The 15,139-nt window shown below is 44.3% G+C and carries 20 protein-coding genes; 6 read left to right on the top strand and 14 right to left on the bottom strand.

Features of this window, described 5'->3' with window-relative positions; all coding sequences use genetic code 11:
• Window positions 1–2: 2 nt before the first annotated feature.
• The 6 genes from TJ79_RS01470 to TJ79_RS01445 all read right to left on the bottom strand — a co-directional run bounded on the left by TJ79_RS01470 (window position 3) and on the right by TJ79_RS01445 (window position 2,138).
• Window positions 3–290 (bottom strand): hypothetical protein, encoded by a 288-nt coding sequence (locus tag TJ79_RS01470; RefSeq protein WP_040948498.1) that lies wholly within the window; start codon window positions 288–290, stop codon window positions 3–5.
• A gap of 35 nt (window positions 291–325) precedes the next feature.
• On the bottom strand, window positions 326–544 hold the full coding sequence (locus TJ79_RS01465) for a hypothetical protein (RefSeq protein WP_040948497.1): 219 nt from the start codon (window positions 542–544) through the stop codon (window positions 326–328).
• A gap of 33 nt (window positions 545–577) precedes the next feature.
• Complete coding sequence (locus TJ79_RS01460) at window positions 578–1,102, bottom strand: hypothetical protein (RefSeq protein WP_155987738.1); 525 nt, start codon at window positions 1,100–1,102, stop codon at window positions 578–580.
• A gap of 98 nt (window positions 1,103–1,200) precedes the next feature.
• Window positions 1,201–1,449, bottom strand: coding sequence for a hypothetical protein (locus tag TJ79_RS01455; RefSeq protein ID WP_040948495.1), 249 nt, complete (start codon window positions 1,447–1,449; stop codon window positions 1,201–1,203).
• A gap of 38 nt (window positions 1,450–1,487) precedes the next feature.
• On the bottom strand, window positions 1,488–1,865 hold the full coding sequence (locus TJ79_RS01450; RefSeq protein WP_040948494.1) for a hypothetical protein: 378 nt from the start codon (window positions 1,863–1,865) through the stop codon (window positions 1,488–1,490).
• Window positions 1,866–1,907: 42 nt separating this feature from the next.
• Window positions 1,908–2,138, bottom strand: a complete 231-nt coding sequence (locus tag TJ79_RS01445) for a DUF6953 family protein (RefSeq protein ID WP_040948493.1) — start codon at window positions 2,136–2,138, stop codon at window positions 1,908–1,910.
• A 1,245-nt stretch (window positions 2,139–3,383) separates the two neighbouring features.
• On the opposite strand from TJ79_RS01445, the gene TJ79_RS01440 reads away from it, so the two are divergent.
• From TJ79_RS01440 to TJ79_RS01420, 5 genes are all read left to right on the top strand, one after another.
• Window positions 3,384–3,929, top strand: coding sequence for a GNAT family N-acetyltransferase (locus TJ79_RS01440; RefSeq protein ID WP_052339163.1), 546 nt, complete (start codon window positions 3,384–3,386; stop codon window positions 3,927–3,929).
• A gap of 475 nt (window positions 3,930–4,404) precedes the next feature.
• Window positions 4,405–5,184 carry a hypothetical protein gene (locus TJ79_RS27010; RefSeq protein WP_155987737.1) on the top strand — a complete coding sequence of 260 codons (780 nt, stop codon included), beginning with the start codon at window positions 4,405–4,407 and terminating at the stop codon, window positions 5,182–5,184.
• Between the two features lie 132 nt (window positions 5,185–5,316).
• A complete protein-coding gene (locus TJ79_RS01430) occupies window positions 5,317–6,621 on the top strand; it encodes a putative DNA modification/repair radical SAM protein (RefSeq protein WP_040948491.1) in 1,305 nt (434 codons plus the stop codon).
• On the top strand, window positions 6,600–7,430 hold the full coding sequence (locus TJ79_RS01425) for a TIGR03915 family putative DNA repair protein (protein ID WP_040948490.1): 831 nt from the start codon (window positions 6,600–6,602) through the stop codon (window positions 7,428–7,430). The genes TJ79_RS01430 and TJ79_RS01425 overlap by 22 nt, the downstream gene beginning before the upstream one ends.
• 43 nt (window positions 7,431–7,473) lie before the next feature.
• Window positions 7,474–7,794, top strand: coding sequence for a carboxymuconolactone decarboxylase family protein (locus tag TJ79_RS01420; RefSeq protein WP_040948489.1), 321 nt, complete (start codon window positions 7,474–7,476; stop codon window positions 7,792–7,794).
• A 6-nt stretch (window positions 7,795–7,800) separates the two neighbouring features.
• Here TJ79_RS01420 and TJ79_RS01415 read toward each other — a convergent pair whose 3' ends face one another.
• The 3 genes from TJ79_RS01415 to TJ79_RS27005 form a co-directional block, all read right to left on the bottom strand.
• Window positions 7,801–8,646, bottom strand: a complete 846-nt coding sequence (locus tag TJ79_RS01415; protein WP_040948488.1) for an alpha/beta hydrolase family protein — start codon at window positions 8,644–8,646, stop codon at window positions 7,801–7,803.
• 163 nt (window positions 8,647–8,809) lie between these two features.
• Entirely contained in the window at window positions 8,810–9,310 is a 501-nt protein-coding gene (locus TJ79_RS01410; protein ID WP_052339160.1) for a DinB family protein, read from the bottom strand.
• Window positions 9,311–9,341: 31 nt separating this feature from the next.
• Window positions 9,342–9,497, bottom strand: a complete 156-nt coding sequence (locus TJ79_RS27005) for a hypothetical protein (RefSeq protein WP_155987736.1) — start codon at window positions 9,495–9,497, stop codon at window positions 9,342–9,344.
• A 157-nt stretch (window positions 9,498–9,654) separates the two neighbouring features.
• Here TJ79_RS27005 and TJ79_RS26465 point away from each other — a divergent pair, with 157 nt between their 5' ends.
• On the top strand, window positions 9,655–10,566 hold the full coding sequence (locus TJ79_RS26465) for a thermonuclease family protein (protein ID WP_040948486.1): 912 nt from the start codon (window positions 9,655–9,657) through the stop codon (window positions 10,564–10,566).
• Between the two features lie 371 nt (window positions 10,567–10,937).
• Here TJ79_RS26465 and TJ79_RS01400 read toward each other — a convergent pair whose 3' ends face one another.
• From TJ79_RS01400 to TJ79_RS25595, 5 genes are all read right to left on the bottom strand, one after another.
• The gene (locus tag TJ79_RS01400; RefSeq protein WP_040948485.1) at window positions 10,938–11,198 is read right to left on the bottom strand and encodes a holin; all 261 of its coding nucleotides are present in this window, start codon (window positions 11,196–11,198) and stop codon (window positions 10,938–10,940) included.
• A gap of 13 nt (window positions 11,199–11,211) precedes the next feature.
• The gene (locus TJ79_RS01395) at window positions 11,212–11,967 is read right to left on the bottom strand and encodes a DUF1906 domain-containing protein (RefSeq protein WP_040948484.1); all 756 of its coding nucleotides are present in this window, start codon (window positions 11,965–11,967) and stop codon (window positions 11,212–11,214) included.
• Complete coding sequence (locus TJ79_RS01390; protein ID WP_040948483.1) at window positions 11,964–12,275, bottom strand: hemolysin XhlA family protein; 312 nt, start codon at window positions 12,273–12,275, stop codon at window positions 11,964–11,966. Before TJ79_RS01390 ends, TJ79_RS01395 begins: the two co-directional genes overlap by 4 nt.
• 230 nt (window positions 12,276–12,505) lie before the next feature.
• Window positions 12,506–13,522 carry a tail fiber protein gene (locus TJ79_RS27490; protein WP_052339159.1) on the bottom strand — a complete coding sequence of 339 codons (1,017 nt, stop codon included), beginning with the start codon at window positions 13,520–13,522 and terminating at the stop codon, window positions 12,506–12,508.
• Between the two features lie 2 nt (window positions 13,523–13,524).
• On the bottom strand, window positions 13,525–15,138 hold the full coding sequence (locus tag TJ79_RS25595; protein WP_052339158.1) for a glycosyl hydrolase family 28-related protein: 1,614 nt from the start codon (window positions 15,136–15,138) through the stop codon (window positions 13,525–13,527).
• Window position 15,139: the final 1 nt, after the last annotated feature.

The following is a 15,139-nucleotide window of genomic DNA, read 5'->3' as shown; positions in this document are numbered from 1 at the left end:
CGTTAATCTTGGTCTTCGAAATAAGTAATTTGATTCAAAAGAGATACTATGTTTTTAGCTAGTTTAACCAAATCCTCATTCGGTTCTTGTGCTAATATTTTGATACTACTTTTATACTTGATAATATTGTTAAAAAGCTCTTTTGCACGAACACTCTTAAATTCTTGTTCCCTCAAAATTATTAAGTGATCCTCCAAGACTAATCTCAATCTATCTTCCAAGTTCAAATTGCTACTTGCCAAATAGTCTACTGCCAAATACAATCTTTCCCATGCCGGATGATTAATCATTATTCCCATTCTCCTTTTCTGATAAAAGTGAACTTTTATAGGCTCTGATCTACATAACGAACCACTTCTATATGATTTTCGAATTCATTTACTTCTTCTATATCATAATAGTACCCTAATTTTGATTGTAACTTAACTAATTCGTCATCATAATCCAATAGCCTTTGCTTCTTTAAATCCAATAGAATTTTCAATTCATCGATTTCAGCTTTCTCTTGAAGTCTAAATGTCCTTGTGAATCGTTTGATAGTCATGTATATTAATACCTCCGTGAATGTCAGTTTTTATCAAGACAGTATCTTGTAAATAAATAAGTAGTGATCCTGTTCAAGTTCTTTATAGTAAACCCTTTTAATCACGATCGGCGTAGACATATCTGTACTTTCAGGAAGCTTTTTAAACACAACTTTTTTAAAATTAAGACCTTCTTGATGTTTTGGAGATACTACAAACTCAAAGGAATCTTCTTGTATCATATTTTCATATTGATTTCTTAAGCAATATCCGTACATAACACTATCAGTTACAAATACAAAGTACTTATCTGTAGCTACATTTGATAACTTAAGCTTCATAATATCTATATAGATATTTGCCATTCTCGCTGTTCGATCTTCTTGACCACTTGGAATAGCCCGATAATATTTAAACTCAAATATTGATTCTAGAACTGAATTATTAATTACAAGATCAATCTCTTTTTGAGATAATGTGTCATGCGGATACTCAAGTATTATCTCATGAGGATACACATTACTTAAAAGTGAACCATAGAATTCATACCTAATACAATCTTCTGTAACTAATTTCATTTGATTTGCGTAATAAGACAGTCGAACTTCTAAGTTATTCGAGAAAGTATCAAATATTTGCAAATTCATTTAGGATGCCTAGCCCTTCCAATAAAATTCTAGGTTTTAACCAGATTGTCTTGAATGCAAGACCACAATTCTTCATTTTCCGAAACCTTGAAGAGTACTGATTCACTCGCTAAATATAGAAGAACATATTCATTACCGATAACAAGTGAAAGATTGCTACAATTCATTCTGTAGCCAACGAATGAAACACCATCTTTCTTGACTCTAAAAACATCTACGCCACCATTATCTGTGTAAATAAACCCCTTACTTTCAAGAAAATCCATTAACTTTCCCATCTAATATTCACCTCTTATTTCTGTTTGAAACAACTCTTTCATTGAACATGAAATTTTGGATTTAATTTCAACTTTTCCAACTCATCTGCTGCTTTCAATGCGTCTGATACATAACGAGATGATGATTCTGTCAAACTATTAATAATGCGCTTTTTAGCATTCTCAATTGAACTCTCTTCTTCAGAGTCTAACCAGATTTTGAACCAAAACCATCCTCCCTGAGAGAGAGAAAACGTGTCATCAATCAACGTGTTTAACTTGCTTTTTTCAACTCTTTCAAAAGAGCACCCACCTTCACCTAATCTCATTTCTAAATGTAAAACTGAATCAACCTCTTTCACAATTGTGAATTTTGAAATTACTAACCGATAGCCTTCAGCTTTCAATGCACCTTCAACTTTTATTAAATGGGACATGTTGTTACCTCCAAGAGTTTTAATATGAAACTAGTACTTTTTCTACGCTTTGAACCAAAAGAACCCACTTCTATCCCATTCAATTAATCCTTTATTGTTGAGTTTTCTAAATTCGGCTGTGATTTTCTTATCAATTGCTAAGTTTCCGTTTTCATTCTCATAAACGTAATCTTCTCCAAAACGCTGTTCAATTTCTTCCACAACATCTCTCTGGTATGCTTCGCCATCTTTCATAATCATGTCGTATAGCCATTGAGCAATTACTTTATGCATTATCACTCATCTCCTCATGAAATCTCCGTTTTATCGTGATTATCAATTGTCCTCATATTCCAAAACTCCATCTTTCTTATATTGACCGACCAACAACCAATTTCTATGTGTATCTCTGAACCACTCAACGATACCACCACGATGATTCTTCGAAACAAAAATCTCGGAACGCATCCCAACTGGCAATGATTTATCGCCACTGTTTTTCACCACTGCTACTCATCTGTCCGTTGCTGCTTTCATCTGATTATCCAATAATTTTCACCTCAATTTCATTAATTACTATGAAATCAGTTTTTGATATACCTCATATTTATTGGGATCATTAAATAAAACTGATGGCATAAGCACTAACCCCTTGTATATTTTCTATATTATACCATGTCGAACTATGTAAGTAGTTGTGTATCTGACTTAAATACCAGCATAAAGAGGAACATCTAATGGATAAGCATCCAGCCCCCTAGGGTTCTCATCGTATTAAGCGTCAGACGGCTTGTTTTAGACGCTTGAGGAAGAGAAATAGAGAAATGTGCAGAGAAGGATAGAAAACGTCTATAGGGTCTTATAGAGCGCAAAAATAAGAAGGCCATCCCCTTTATGGATGACCTTAAAACATGCGATTGCAGACCGCTCTAATAAAACTTTTTGGCATCATTTTTGGCATCAAACTATAAAAAACTAGCTAATGTTACATGATGTTACGAAGGCGAAAACATTGTATTTTCGGGGTTATATCATAATGCCTAATGCTAAATAATGCTATTTCGCCATCTTGACAGGGTAGGGGTCATGGGTTCGATCCCCATCCGTTCTACCATATGCGACATGACGAAAGCCTTGCGAAGCAAGGCTTTTTTTGTTGTTACAGAGTAGTACACATTCCATGAAATAGTCCTAAAAATTTGCATTGAAGTGAATTTCGCCACTATGAACAAAATTATTCCCGACTTCCGCGAAGGATCTCCCACGGCAATGGACTGGTTCTTAGACCGACCGCGCCACCTTCTATATCCACGATTCCAACATCCAAATACGATCATAGCTTGTTCAAAGCTTCCAGATCCACCCGCTGGATATACCGTGATACAAGCCGGAATCGTATCTCGCATAGATGGTTAACAATCATTAACCGCCCCTTCCCAGTTCATAATATAGCTGCATAAACAGCATGATATAAAGAATGTGGTATCATTGGAGAGGTAATATTAGATCCAAATATTCATCCTTAGATTGAGGTGAAAGATGGCTATTAAGGAGATAACCATTTCAATGGTCGATGATGGGGTGTATGCTAAACAAGCAGGTCAAGATGATGTAAATGAAGTCAAAGCATTGACATTGGAAACTGCAAAATGGCTGAATCGTAAAGGTCTTGACCAATGGAACGGGTTACTTCACGGAAAAGACAAACATAATATTACAGGGGCTATAGCTCGGGGAGAAGTATTTACTTTCAGAAATGTGGCAGATAATGGCCTTGTGGGTGCGGTTATCTTGCAGCAGTCACCTAGTGAATGGGATAAAAAACTCTGGGGCGAAGATGATGCTCATCATTCTACAGCGATTTATATCCATCGCTTAGTAACGGATCGCAGCCTTTCGAACAAGGGGCTCGGCAGAAAAATCATGATGTGGATTGAAAATGGTATTGTTTACACGGGGAAGAATCGAATAAAACTTGATTGCGTTTCGAATAATGAGAAACTGAATCGGTTCTACTTGGAGTGTGGCTACACCTACATGGGAGAAGCAGACGGCTTCAATAAATACCAAAAGACACTATATTAATTATAACATTTAAATTGACCATTATATTAGCAATTAATGCGATAAAAGCTGCATAAAGAAGACGGCAGAACACAAATTTGATCTTTTCAAGAACTGCAATCCGCTTAACCGGAACACCTTCCAACACAGCGTGATAAACAGACCCGAGCCTTTCCTTTCTCCACCTCGACATCCAAAAGAATACGAAGACATGACAAACCCTTACGGAGTAAGGGCTTTTTTGTTGTTCTCTCTTCGATTCACTGTATTAGTTAGCAGGGAAAAGTTAATAATTGTTCGGAGATGTAGCCGATATTTCTTAATTTTCCCATAATGTTCACGATTCTTCTGGATGCCCGAAATAGCACGGAAAAACCGCTCACCTCATGAATTTTCTGTGCATGATGGATTACGATGTGAGATATAGTTGGTTGATTAGTTTCGACATTTATTTTACAATTTCTGCATTCCATAATTTAACTGTAGGAGAGATATCATGAAACGTAAAGTGACTGCAGCTTTTTTAATCGCAATACTATCCTTATCGTTTTCAGCATGTTCAAAAGAAACGAAATCTGCCGTTGCCCCGACGGAAGCGCCTTCCCCCTCGGCAGCCGCAGCAGCAACAGCCAAACCGGAAACCTCATCGACACCGGCCGCGACGGCACAAGCTTCAGCGGCGCCGGCTTCAACAGCATCGGCTTCGACAGCGAAGGATGATGCTACGGCATCCATCAAACCCTTCGGACAAACGACCATCGAAGCCCCTGCCCCCATTAACGAGTGGGTTGAAACGATGAGGTATTCCGGTCAAGACAGAAAAAACCATAAGATCTACTACCGCATAACAGATGTTCTGCGCGCTTCAAAAAGCGATGAAGTTCAAGCTTATATCGATAAATTCAATACAGGCGATTCCGGAACAATCAAGGCCATTCAAGACCCTAACCTGGAATACTGCTTGTTGAAATATGAAGTAGCCTTCCCGGCCGACTTCCCCCAAGCAGAATGGGGCATCACCTCCGTCGACCTCAGTTTTGCCATCGCTACGGTCAAAGGAGGCGGCATTGAAGTGAACGGTTCTACCTATGTCGGGCTATCCACCGTTCATGACACGTCGGTCAAGCCGGAAATGAAAGAATTCTATGCAGGCCAAATCTTTACCAAGGGCGAAGCCATTTTCGCCATGGTTAAGGACTATACCGACTATGTGTTTGAATCGAACTACCTGGATGATAACGAAAAACGAGTATTGTCCTACGTTGCCGGTAAATAAAGATATTCCGTAAGATTAGCCTGCGCCCTTGTGCGCGGGCTTTTTAAATCAAGGTATGATTCCCTGCGACGCTTCGCATTGACAGGAACGTATGTTCTTGTATATATTGGAAGCAAGTTGGGAGTGAGTTTGATGGATTTAATCGATAAGCTAACCATTTTAACAGACTCCGCGAAGTATGACGTTGCCTGTACGTCCAGCGGTTCAGAGCGCAAAAGTGCGCCTGGTTCCGTGGGCAGCACAGTAAGCATGGGCATCTGCCACAGCTTTGCGGCGGACGGGCGCTGCATCTCGCTGCTGAAAGTGTTGATGACCAACAACTGTATCTACGACTGTAAATACTGTGTGAACCGAAAATCCAATGACACACGGCGGGCTGCGTTTACTCCACGGGAGTTGGCGGAGTTGACCATGCATTTTTACCGCCGTAATTACATAGAGGGCTTATTTTTAAGTTCGGGCATTCTCCGGAATCCCGATTACACGATGGAACGCATGATCCAGGCACTGGAACTGTTGCGGGACGAGTACAAATTCGGAGGATATATCCACGTCAAAGCGATCCCCGGCGCTGATGATGCGCTGATCACCCGTCTCGGCCATTTGGCTGACCGGATGAGTGTCAATATCGAACTGCCCTCCCAAGAAAGCTTGACCCTGCTCGCTCCCGATAAAACGAAGGAGTCGATTCTCCGGCCAATGGGTCTCATGCGGGAGAAGATCAGGGAGACAAGCACGGAACTTGCCGTAAGCCGCCACGCTCCAAAATTCGCTCCTGCCGGCCAGAGTACCCAGTTGATTATCGGTGCCACTCCAGATACGGATTTCCGCATCTTGAAGCTGACGGAAGGACTTTACCAAAAGTACAAGCTAAAACGGGTATTTTATTCCGCCTATACGCCGGTCATGGAGCACTCGCTTCTTCCTGCCAAGGACAGCAAGCCTCCCTTACTCCGGGAACACCGTCTCTATCAGGCGGACTGGCTGCTCCGCTTCTATGGCTTTCAAGCCCAAGAACTGCTGGATGAAAATCATCAGAACTTCGATCCTCTGCTCGATCCAAAATGTAACTGGGCGCTGCATCATATGGAGTTATTCCCAGTTGAGGTCAACCGTGCACCCTACGAGATGCTGTTGCGGGTGCCAGGCATCGGGGTTCGAAGCGCTCAACGGATTCTCAAAGCGCGGAAGACTGGCTCTCTTGATTTTACCGGACTAAAGAAACTAGGCGTCGTGCTCAAGCGGGCGCAATATTTCATTACCTGCCGGGATAAAGGCCTAGAGGGTTTGCGGATCAGCCAGCATTCCTTGCTGCGGGCGCTCATCTCCGAGACAGGCATCAAACGGTTGGAGGATCAGCCCGAACAGCTCTCTTTTTTCGATGAATCCTTGGTCACGCGAGAGGATGCAGTCAAATGCCTAACCGGTCAGATTTAGTTTACGGGTATGACGGCAGCTTCGATGGCTTGCTCACTTGCATATTCGAAAGCTTCGCCTGTAAAGATGAGCCCCTTGATATCGTCACGGAGGAAACACTCCAACTATCCCTTTTTGATACCAAATGGATCGAAACCGACATGGAGAAAGCAGCTCGGGTGAAAACCGGAATCCTTAGGAAAATAGGTAAGCCGGCGTTTGAAATGACTGAGCGCGGCCATCTCACATGCCACCCACAAAAGGATCTGCTGGTCTGGCGCTTCGTGCGGCTTGGCTTTTTATACGGCCGCTCGGTTGTGGATCGTTTGACCGATGAGACTGTAATTACGCTACAAAAAGCTGTGCTCGCTTTGAATTCGGAAAACCATCATTATCTGGGGTTCATCCGGTTTTCCATCTATAATCAAGTGATGATAGCAATCATCGAACCGCAAAACCAAGTGCTTCCTCTCTTGGAAGAGCATTTTTCCAGCCGGTTTCCCGAGGAACTCTTCCTTATTTTTGATAAAACCCACGGCAAAGCTCTCGTACACCGCCCGGGTGAATCGGTTATCACGGACCTGGATGACTTAACCCTCCCGCAAGCGTCGGACGAAGAGGAAAAATTCCGGCAGCTCTGGCAGCGTTTCTACGAAACCATTGGCATCAAGGAACGGGATAATCCGAAAGCCAGAATGTCGCATATGCCCAAACGGTACTGGAAGCACATGACGGAATTTATGGAAATGCATAATGACACATCCACTAAGCAAAAAGACCAACCAAATGAACAGTCTGGTCTTCACGCCCCCTCCCTGCCTGAATGTTAAACTGGTTGGGTAGGTAATATCTTATCAAGGGAGATTGATTCGAATGGAGCAAACGTCAATAAGCAACGCATTTCAAACGTTTCTAAAAGAAGCACCTGAGCACGCGCAAGCCTGGATGGGCGCCGTGCATAATCTGGATCAGGCAAACAAGCTGGACAAGAAAACGGAGGCTTTGGCCTACCTAGCCGTTTTGGCCGCCCTTCGCCTGGAAAGCGGCATCGCTTTTCACGCGAAAGAAGCCAAAGCAGCCGGAGCAAGCCGGGATGAGCTAATCAGCGCCATTCTCGTCGGTTTGCCGGCAGCGGGAAACGGCGTGACCGCTTCCCTGCCAGCCGCTCTTCGTGCTTTTGACGAAGAAAACTAAATGGAACTATCTCGCCTCGCCTGATTTGACGGTGTTCAAAAGCCAATCCTCCGTCAGCATGATCGCTTCGTCCAGATAACTCGTCGTCCCTTGGAAGGGATGCACCGTTCTGAAGGTGTGATTGGCTCCTGTTATCCGTCGCCATGGGATATCCGGCCTGATTGCCGTCAATCGGGAAGATCCTTCTTGAAGATTACGTCCGTCTTCCGTGCCTTGGATTAAAACGATGGGCACCGGCGACTGTTTCGCCCGCTCCAAAATATTGAAGCGGTCGCGATTTGCCTCCAGATCATCCAGGATCTCCTGATTCAGCGGCATCATCTGTTTTGTACGGCTGTTCAGAATATACGCGCGGCCGTTTTTACGCATGTCTTCTTTTTGCTGATGAGAAAAGAGATCAGTATCGGTAATCCCATTCCAACTGACGACACCGGCAATATCATGAGGATGATCGAAGGCGTAGATAAGGGCATTCCCCCCTCCTCGGCTGTGTCCCAAGAGGAAGATCGGCTTATCTTTCGCATGCCGGTAATCTTCGACTTCTCCCTTTTCCAATGCCGACAGAATAAATCGAATGTCCTCTTGCTCCCGGGAAAACGTATTGCCGGCGAACTTCTCCAACTCGGTAAACTCCGTCAAATCAGCACCGACACCATTATGAGAGAAGTTAAAGACAACGGTATCGAAATGCTGCGACAGCCGATGGGATGCATAGGGAAAGAACCCCCAATCCTTAAACCCTTTGTAGCCATGGCAGATCAGAAGCAAGCCTTGACACTCTTCTTTAGCTTTGTACAGATTCCCTCGCAAAAAGCGGTCTTCCGCCATCCGAAGCGTAAAAGATTGGCTCATGGATATTAACCTCCTATTCCCTCCCTCAAAATTTAGCATACAGGGCAAGTATAGCGCCGATAGGGGGCTCTATTCAAACATGAGCTTGCGTGCTGCAAATGAGCAAAAGCCGGCTGCAGGATGATCTCCCACCGCCGGCACCTATATAAGAAGATATTAAATCTTAATGTCTCCAATGAAGCAAATGGGTATCATTTTCCTGCAAAATTCGTGCTAAAAGCACAATTTGCCCGCTGTGATAGCTGTAATGCTCCGTGACAACCAGCAAAATTTTACGGATCGGCCACGTGTAACCTTCCACCTTCGAATCGGGGCTGTACTGGACTTCAACTTCTTTTTCAAGATCGGAGGCCGACAAATTATCTAGAATTGCCCTGCTTTTTTGCCGCACATCATGGAGAAGGGCTAGCAGTTCAGTTCCATCGCCGCCAAAGTCTGCTTTGAATTCAGCTGGCCTGTTACGGATAAATGGCTGTCCGCCAATGGCGCTCACGATATGCTGATATTCATTCCCGGCAATGTGCATAACCAAATTACCGATAGCATTCATCTGCGGACGAAGCCGCTGCCAAAGCTGCTCATGTTGAAGGCTGAGAATGCTTTTTTCCACATGACCGAGAGAGCGGTCCAAACGTTCCAGGCAATCGAAAACATAAGATTCCAAGCCTATCATCCTTCCGCTTGTAACCAAGCCCTTATTTGTCTACCTGCACTTCACCGGTGTCCAAATGTTCTCCTAAATCATAGCCTTCTAAATAGGCTCGAAGCAATTGATCACGCTCTTCTTTTGTCAGCTCGCGCTTGTAAATGGTTTCCATCATTCGCAATGCTTTATTGAATTCCTTGATCATGGGTCCACTCCTGTCTATACTGCTTCTTTTATATGATTTTCTCCAAATAAGCTTAAAATCCTTTGTCAACACTGAATAACTTGCTTGTCATGTCTATGTTATACTATTTTGGCGCATAGCAACTAACACTTTTATTGGAGGAGAGACCGCAAGCGAAATGAAATCATCGATCCGTACGTGCACAGCCGCTTTCAGTCTTGCCTGTCTGATCATTTTATCCGCGTGTCAATCGAATACTCAAGAGGCTGCGGACAGCAACAAGACCAGCGCATCCAGTTCACCTGTTTCCACAGCCGTTTCAACCGCTACCAAGGCGCCATCTTTATCGCCATCATATGTACCGGAACAAGATACGGAACAAGCCATTCCCCGCGGGATACCGGCCACCATCACTCGAGTGGTCGATGGAGACACGATGCAAGTCGATCTGTCCGGTAAAAAGGAAACCATCCGACTGCTTCTTGTGGATACGCCAGAAACGGTGCACCCGGATAAACCGGTGGAGCCTTTTGGTCCGGAAGCCTCCGCTTTTGCCAAAGAAACCTTAACCGGGAAAAAAGCTATCCTCGAACTAGATGTATCGGAAAGGGATAAATACGGCCGTCTCCTCTGCTACCTTTGGGTGGATGGCGTGATGTTTAACGAGGCATTGCTGGAGAAGGGGTTAGCCCGTGTCGCTTATATTTACCCGCCTAACGTGAAGTATGTGGACCAGTTCCGAGTCATACAGGACAAAGCCCGGCAGGCTGAGATCGGGATTTGGAGCATAGAGAATTATGCTACGGATAGAGGGTTTAATGAGGATGTAAAAGTCGGGAGTACGACTTCATCTGCGGCAAAGCCTACAAACACTGGTACAGGTGCGGGAAGCGTCGGCATTTCCTCACCTTCGGCAACGCCTCGACCGTCGTCCTCCACTTCATCCGCACCCGCTTCAACGGGAGGCTCGCAAGTATATTTCAAAAACTGCTCAGAAGCAAGAGCCGCGGGAGCAGCGCCTGTACATATCGGCGATCCCGGCTATGGCAAACATCTGGACCGGGATGGCGACGGGATCGGTTGCGAGTAAACAAAAAGACTCTGCATGGGGCAGAGTCTTTTTGCGATCTATATAAATGATTGTGGGGTTGTTTTTACTATATAGGAGGAACATGAAAATAAGCTTACGCATACCTTAAAAACAAATTAAAAAACAAAAAAATCGGAAGAAAATTGACTTTTCTTTTACCCAGCGATGACGCAGATTTGATGCATAGGTTGTACAATGACGTTAGAAAAGCCATAAGGAGGTGAAGACAGCCATGTACTACGAAGAAGACCGCGAGCCTTACGAAGAAAAACAGGATAAACCCGCGAAGGAAGAAACTGAATAAGCAACTCACAGCCGCAGAGCTCCTCGACGAGGGGTTTATTTTTTATTTGGGAAAATACCTTGGTCGTTTACCGCTTATTAAACGCCAGTTCAAATAATCCTGTAGCGGACAAACCCGCCAATCCCCCACTCCAAAGCCGCAGAATCAAACCTAAATCGGTAAAAGGCGCCGCTGCCGCGCCAACCCCTAAACCGATCAACACCCCTACCAAAGGAATAATATTTCCCGGTAGGTTGATGGTCTTTTTCACAAGCTGCACCAAAGCCAATACAAAAACGGCCAGCACCGACGCAAAAGCCAGTACTTCCGTTAGATTTTCATTTTGCATGAGATCACCCCGCTTATAGGTTTTGTTTTGGAAGGCCGGCAGCGGCACGCACTTCATCGGCAAGCCTGCCGATCTCTGCAAGAGCAGGAGCACCTGCACCGCATACTTTTGCGGTATTGTAGACGGTTCCTAACATGGCCGTTATTTTGTTGGCATCTTCTTTTGTCATTCGCGCAACCCCCTCTTCGTGAATCGGCCACAGCCCGGCTTCCCTCATTTGTTCGTTCCAATCGATCAAATGGCCGTTTTGCGTGACATTGATTTCTCTTTGAAAAACATGAGCGGATTCAGAACGTTTACCTCGGCTCCAGGCGATAGTTTGCCACCCGTAGATTCCCGGAAAGCGTTTCGACATGGCTTCAATGACTGAGTATGAACCGTAGACACCAAGTTTATAGCCTGGAATTTGTGCAACAGCCGCTCGCAAATAGGTCTCAAGCAATTCAAAGTCTGATTCAGGCGCGTCATAATCAACGGCAAAATAAATAGCGCTTCCCACCGGCTGGCCGATGTTCCGCGCTTGTGTGTAGGCTTCCCTGCCGTCTTCTGCTCCTGCGTTGTGTCCTCCCTTGGTACGGTTGGCGGAGCGTTCGAAAACCGAGAGGATTTGCAAACCCGCGGCTTGCAGTATATCAGCTTCCGCCTTCGATAATGTCTTCCAGGATTCCGGTGTGACATATCGTCCGATAAAGGACACACCGTCTTTTTTGAATTGGGCGGCCTTTACTGTGTTAAGCGGAGATCCGCAGTCGATTCCCTTGATGATCATCCTGCACCCACCGCCTTGAGGATCAGACCAATGGCGGCAATACTGAGAGCTCCCAAGCTAATCGTTGTGCCGATGAGCCACTTGACGGTGGCGTCCATGCTATCCAACCTTTTTTGCGTGGACTTGACCGCCTCCGCCGTTTCCGCCGACAACCGGTCGAGTGCCTCGACGCGTTTCACCAAATCGTTTATTCCCCGCATTTCCGTGACGACCTCGCGCAATTGCAGCCGCACTTCCGTCATGACGTTATTCATTATCTTGAGATCATCGCATGCAGGTGCGGCCAGAGGGCAGTCTTTTTGTGTCATGCTTCCCCCGTCCTTTCGAGAAAAAAGATAGCCCCCGGGGTCGGTCGGGGGCGTGGTGATATGAACTTCCCAATGAAAAGGAGCAGTTTCACATGAAGTCTCTTGTTAAGTTAATGCTGATTAATAAGAATCAGCTGATAACTAAATGATCTGAAATCACATCAACTAGCTTCAATTTACCACTCGATTCATCAAAGAACCATGTCTCTGATCTTCATGGTAATTCATCCCTACTCAAAAAGGTAAAGTGTACCCGTACTACCAACGGTAACTTGCCCCCCCTGAGAAGAGCTGATGGTCACTGTGCAAGATGTGCCTGTTTTATTGCCGATTGTAGCTATAGGTCGCGATGACACACCGAATCCATTCACAAAATAGTAAGCAGGACCGACACTACTAATATGACACCCGTCACCAGCAGAACCATAATATGAAGAATTATATTGTATTCCGACACTTCCTGGATAATACAAAAATGCCAAAGTCGGAAAAAAGTTTATACCTGTTATTGTATAGGTGTACTGCCCTGGTAACCCCTCCACCGAAACAATGGCGTATCTTTTCGCCACATAAGTACCCGTTAACCCATGCAGAGCTACTCCATCTTTGATATTCGACTCTATAAAATTCAGATCCGTTAATGTCACAAAGTCATCTACACCATCTCGATATCCAGCAGACGGTAAGAGTTTAATTGTTGTACCTGATACCACCGTCGATAATGACGAAGTATCACCAGCACGATTCGGCATGGTACCGGTCTTTTTTGTCCCCCCCTGATAAAACGTTTTTCCAGACAAGACCTCTCCTACTACAACGTTTGAATCTGTTGAAATTTTACTAATCTTTGTTGCCAGTTGAGTAAAAGTTTCATTTGCCGCCGCTGCTTGCCCCATACCAGTGATCGCAGCGGCAATAGCAGTTTTACCGTCACTGGCTGATTGAAAAGCCTGGTCTGCCCTCGTCTGGGCTGTTGCGGCTGCTGTAACGCCCGCACTTCCCCGGTCATATGCCGCCTTCACCGCTTTTGGAGTTGCCGCTTTAATCTCATCTGTACTGTCCGTAGCGTTGGAGAGTTGGACTTTCCCCTTTGTTATAAGTGATGCGCTCGGGATGGTAATCTGAATGTTTCCTTTGTCTTCTGTACCAACAAAGAGTTCCTCTGTATCTGTGCAAAGCGCTGGCTCACCGTCTTTAAGAATCGGCAAGTCTGCCTTTAATCCCCGTAGAATCCGTATACCTGCCATACTTACACCTCCCGCGTTCCTATTTCGTTGCTCGGGATATTTCCGCCAACAGAAGACGATATCACATTATCAAAGTCAAATGGAGTATCTCCCGAATATCCATCTGTCAAAATGTTACTGTGAATAGATACATTTTGTACGTTTTTTAAGCTAGCGGTGTACTTTGGAAACCTTCCATTATCACCAACAAGGGTGTTGCCAGACACAAGCAAACCGTTGCCGAGATGAGTGGTTTTCCCTTCCATGTGAATCAAACTATACATATTATTGGTTTCTCGAGAGCAAGCGCGAATGATATTATCCGTAATGCTAATGTTCTTAAATGCTTCTTCAAAACCGAGTTCTGGTGCATAAATTGCATGTTTACCAGCATTTTCAATAATATTATGTGCAAAAAGAAGAGTATTTCCACCTTCGAGGTAGAGGTTATACTCAGGAGATCCATTAAAGTGATTGCCAATAAACCGTATTGGGCCACCTTGAATGTAAACATCACAGAAATCAGCCCCGATGTTATTACACATGCACCAGCTATCCTTGCATCTCCAACCCCATTTTACCCCGACGTTTGCATCCTCAATTTGGTTATTTCTGACCATGTTTAAGTATCCAAGTGAATCGTAAATAGAACTGTCATCATTTAGCCGGAATGCTGATTCGGAACAATTTTTCACTCGTATAAATTCGATTACAGATGAGTCAAAGTGACCATTTAATGCAGAGCCGCCATTAATAAAGCTATTATTTTGCTTATTGCAATCGATTGAGAAATTACGTAAGTTGCAATTAGAAACAAGCCCATTAGTGCGAATGGCATCAATATCACTTTTGTCTCCAATACGTAATATCGTTTGTGGTCCATCACCTTGAAGAGAGATGTTTTGTTGTAGAAAGATTGTGTTTTGGAGATTATATGTTCCTGCTGGTATATAAACGTAAGAAATGTTATGTTCACTGGCATATTGGATTGCTTCGTTTATGGCTATAGATTCATCCTCTACCACACCATTCCCTTTTGCATCAAATGCCCTTACACTCACTCCATTTACACCTAATCTGAGTGTTCCAGGGTTAAAGCCTCCAACTTTTGCATCTGTAAATTTCCCGGCATCGATGGTCATATTAGGCAAATTATCTACTAATGTTTGGAATTCCGTTTGTGATACATACACAAGAGAGCTATCGATGACGGCAGTTACATTAGCGGTTTGTCCGACGACTACAATGACATCTAACGCCTTCTCAATGGTATCGGCGCCTCCATTAGCCGGGATAAATTCTGCGCCTGCACCGGCGTTTGCGTAAGCATAAAGAATTTCACCGAGGTCTGGATCTTGAGCAAAGACCCCGATCTCCCGGAAATAAAAGCCTGCAGTAATATCCTTGTTGGATAAGGTCGCTCCGATAACTGTCTTGTTAGGTGCTTGTGCCTTGAGTTTGGTCAAGGTTAGATTCATCTTTTGATTAACAAGAGTATTGAGGGAAGGAATTTGCTGCCCTGATAACTGCCCGTCTCCAATTGCAATTCGGGTAAACTTTAGCGCACTGCCTGCTTGTGCTTTACTCTGTACAGATACCCCTTTACTCGTTATTGAAAGTCCGTTAAATGCAGCCATC

The organism is Gorillibacterium massiliense (genome assembly GCF_000455485.1).
In the GTDB taxonomy this organism is placed as follows: domain Bacteria; phylum Bacillota; class Bacilli; order Paenibacillales; family NBRC-103111; genus Gorillibacterium; species Gorillibacterium massiliense.
The sequence above is the reverse complement of the archived record's forward strand: the minus strand, read 5'-3'. Positions and strand labels throughout refer to the sequence as shown.

Excerpts from the sequence above, each read along its gene's own strand:
- TJ79_RS01470 (WP_040948498.1), bottom strand. The coding sequence starts at position 290 with ATGATTAATCATCCGGCATGGGAAAGATTGTATTTGGCAGTAGACTAT.
- TJ79_RS01465 (WP_040948497.1), bottom strand. The coding sequence starts at position 544 with ATGACTATCAAACGATTCACAAGGACATTTAGACTTCAAGAGAAAGCT.
- TJ79_RS01460 (WP_155987738.1), bottom strand. The coding sequence starts at position 1,102 with ATGAAATTAGTTACAGAAGATTGTATTAGGTATGAATTCTATGGTTCA.
- TJ79_RS01455 (WP_040948495.1), bottom strand. The coding sequence starts at position 1,449 with ATGGGAAAGTTAATGGATTTTCTTGAAAGTAAGGGGTTTATTTACACA.
- TJ79_RS01450 (WP_040948494.1), bottom strand. The coding sequence starts at position 1,865 with ATGTCCCATTTAATAAAAGTTGAAGGTGCATTGAAAGCTGAAGGCTAT.
- TJ79_RS01445 (WP_040948493.1), bottom strand. The coding sequence starts at position 2,138 with ATGCATAAAGTAATTGCTCAATGGCTATACGACATGATTATGAAAGAT.
- TJ79_RS01440 (WP_052339163.1), top strand. The coding sequence starts at position 3,384 with ATGGCTATTAAGGAGATAACCATTTCAATGGTCGATGATGGGGTGTAT.
- TJ79_RS27010 (WP_155987737.1), top strand. The coding sequence starts at position 4,405 with ATGAAACGTAAAGTGACTGCAGCTTTTTTAATCGCAATACTATCCTTA.
- TJ79_RS01430 (WP_040948491.1), top strand. The coding sequence starts at position 5,317 with ATGGATTTAATCGATAAGCTAACCATTTTAACAGACTCCGCGAAGTAT.
- TJ79_RS01425 (WP_040948490.1), top strand. The coding sequence starts at position 6,600 with ATGCCTAACCGGTCAGATTTAGTTTACGGGTATGACGGCAGCTTCGAT.
- TJ79_RS01420 (WP_040948489.1), top strand. The coding sequence starts at position 7,474 with ATGGAGCAAACGTCAATAAGCAACGCATTTCAAACGTTTCTAAAAGAA.
- TJ79_RS01415 (WP_040948488.1), bottom strand. The coding sequence starts at position 8,646 with ATGAGCCAATCTTTTACGCTTCGGATGGCGGAAGACCGCTTTTTGCGA.
- TJ79_RS27005 (WP_155987736.1), bottom strand. The coding sequence starts at position 9,497 with ATGATCAAGGAATTCAATAAAGCATTGCGAATGATGGAAACCATTTAC.
- TJ79_RS26465 (WP_040948486.1), top strand. The coding sequence starts at position 9,655 with ATGAAATCATCGATCCGTACGTGCACAGCCGCTTTCAGTCTTGCCTGT.
- TJ79_RS01400 (WP_040948485.1), bottom strand. The coding sequence starts at position 11,198 with ATGCAAAATGAAAATCTAACGGAAGTACTGGCTTTTGCGTCGGTGCTG.
- TJ79_RS01395 (WP_040948484.1), bottom strand. The coding sequence starts at position 11,967 with ATGATCATCAAGGGAATCGACTGCGGATCTCCGCTTAACACAGTAAAG.
- TJ79_RS01390 (WP_040948483.1), bottom strand. The coding sequence starts at position 12,275 with ATGACACAAAAAGACTGCCCTCTGGCCGCACCTGCATGCGATGATCTC.
- TJ79_RS27490 (WP_052339159.1), bottom strand. The coding sequence starts at position 13,522 with ATGGCAGGTATACGGATTCTACGGGGATTAAAGGCAGACTTGCCGATT.
- TJ79_RS25595 (WP_052339158.1), bottom strand. The coding sequence starts at position 15,138 with ATGGCTGCATTTAACGGACTTTCAATAACGAGTAAAGGGGTATCTGTA.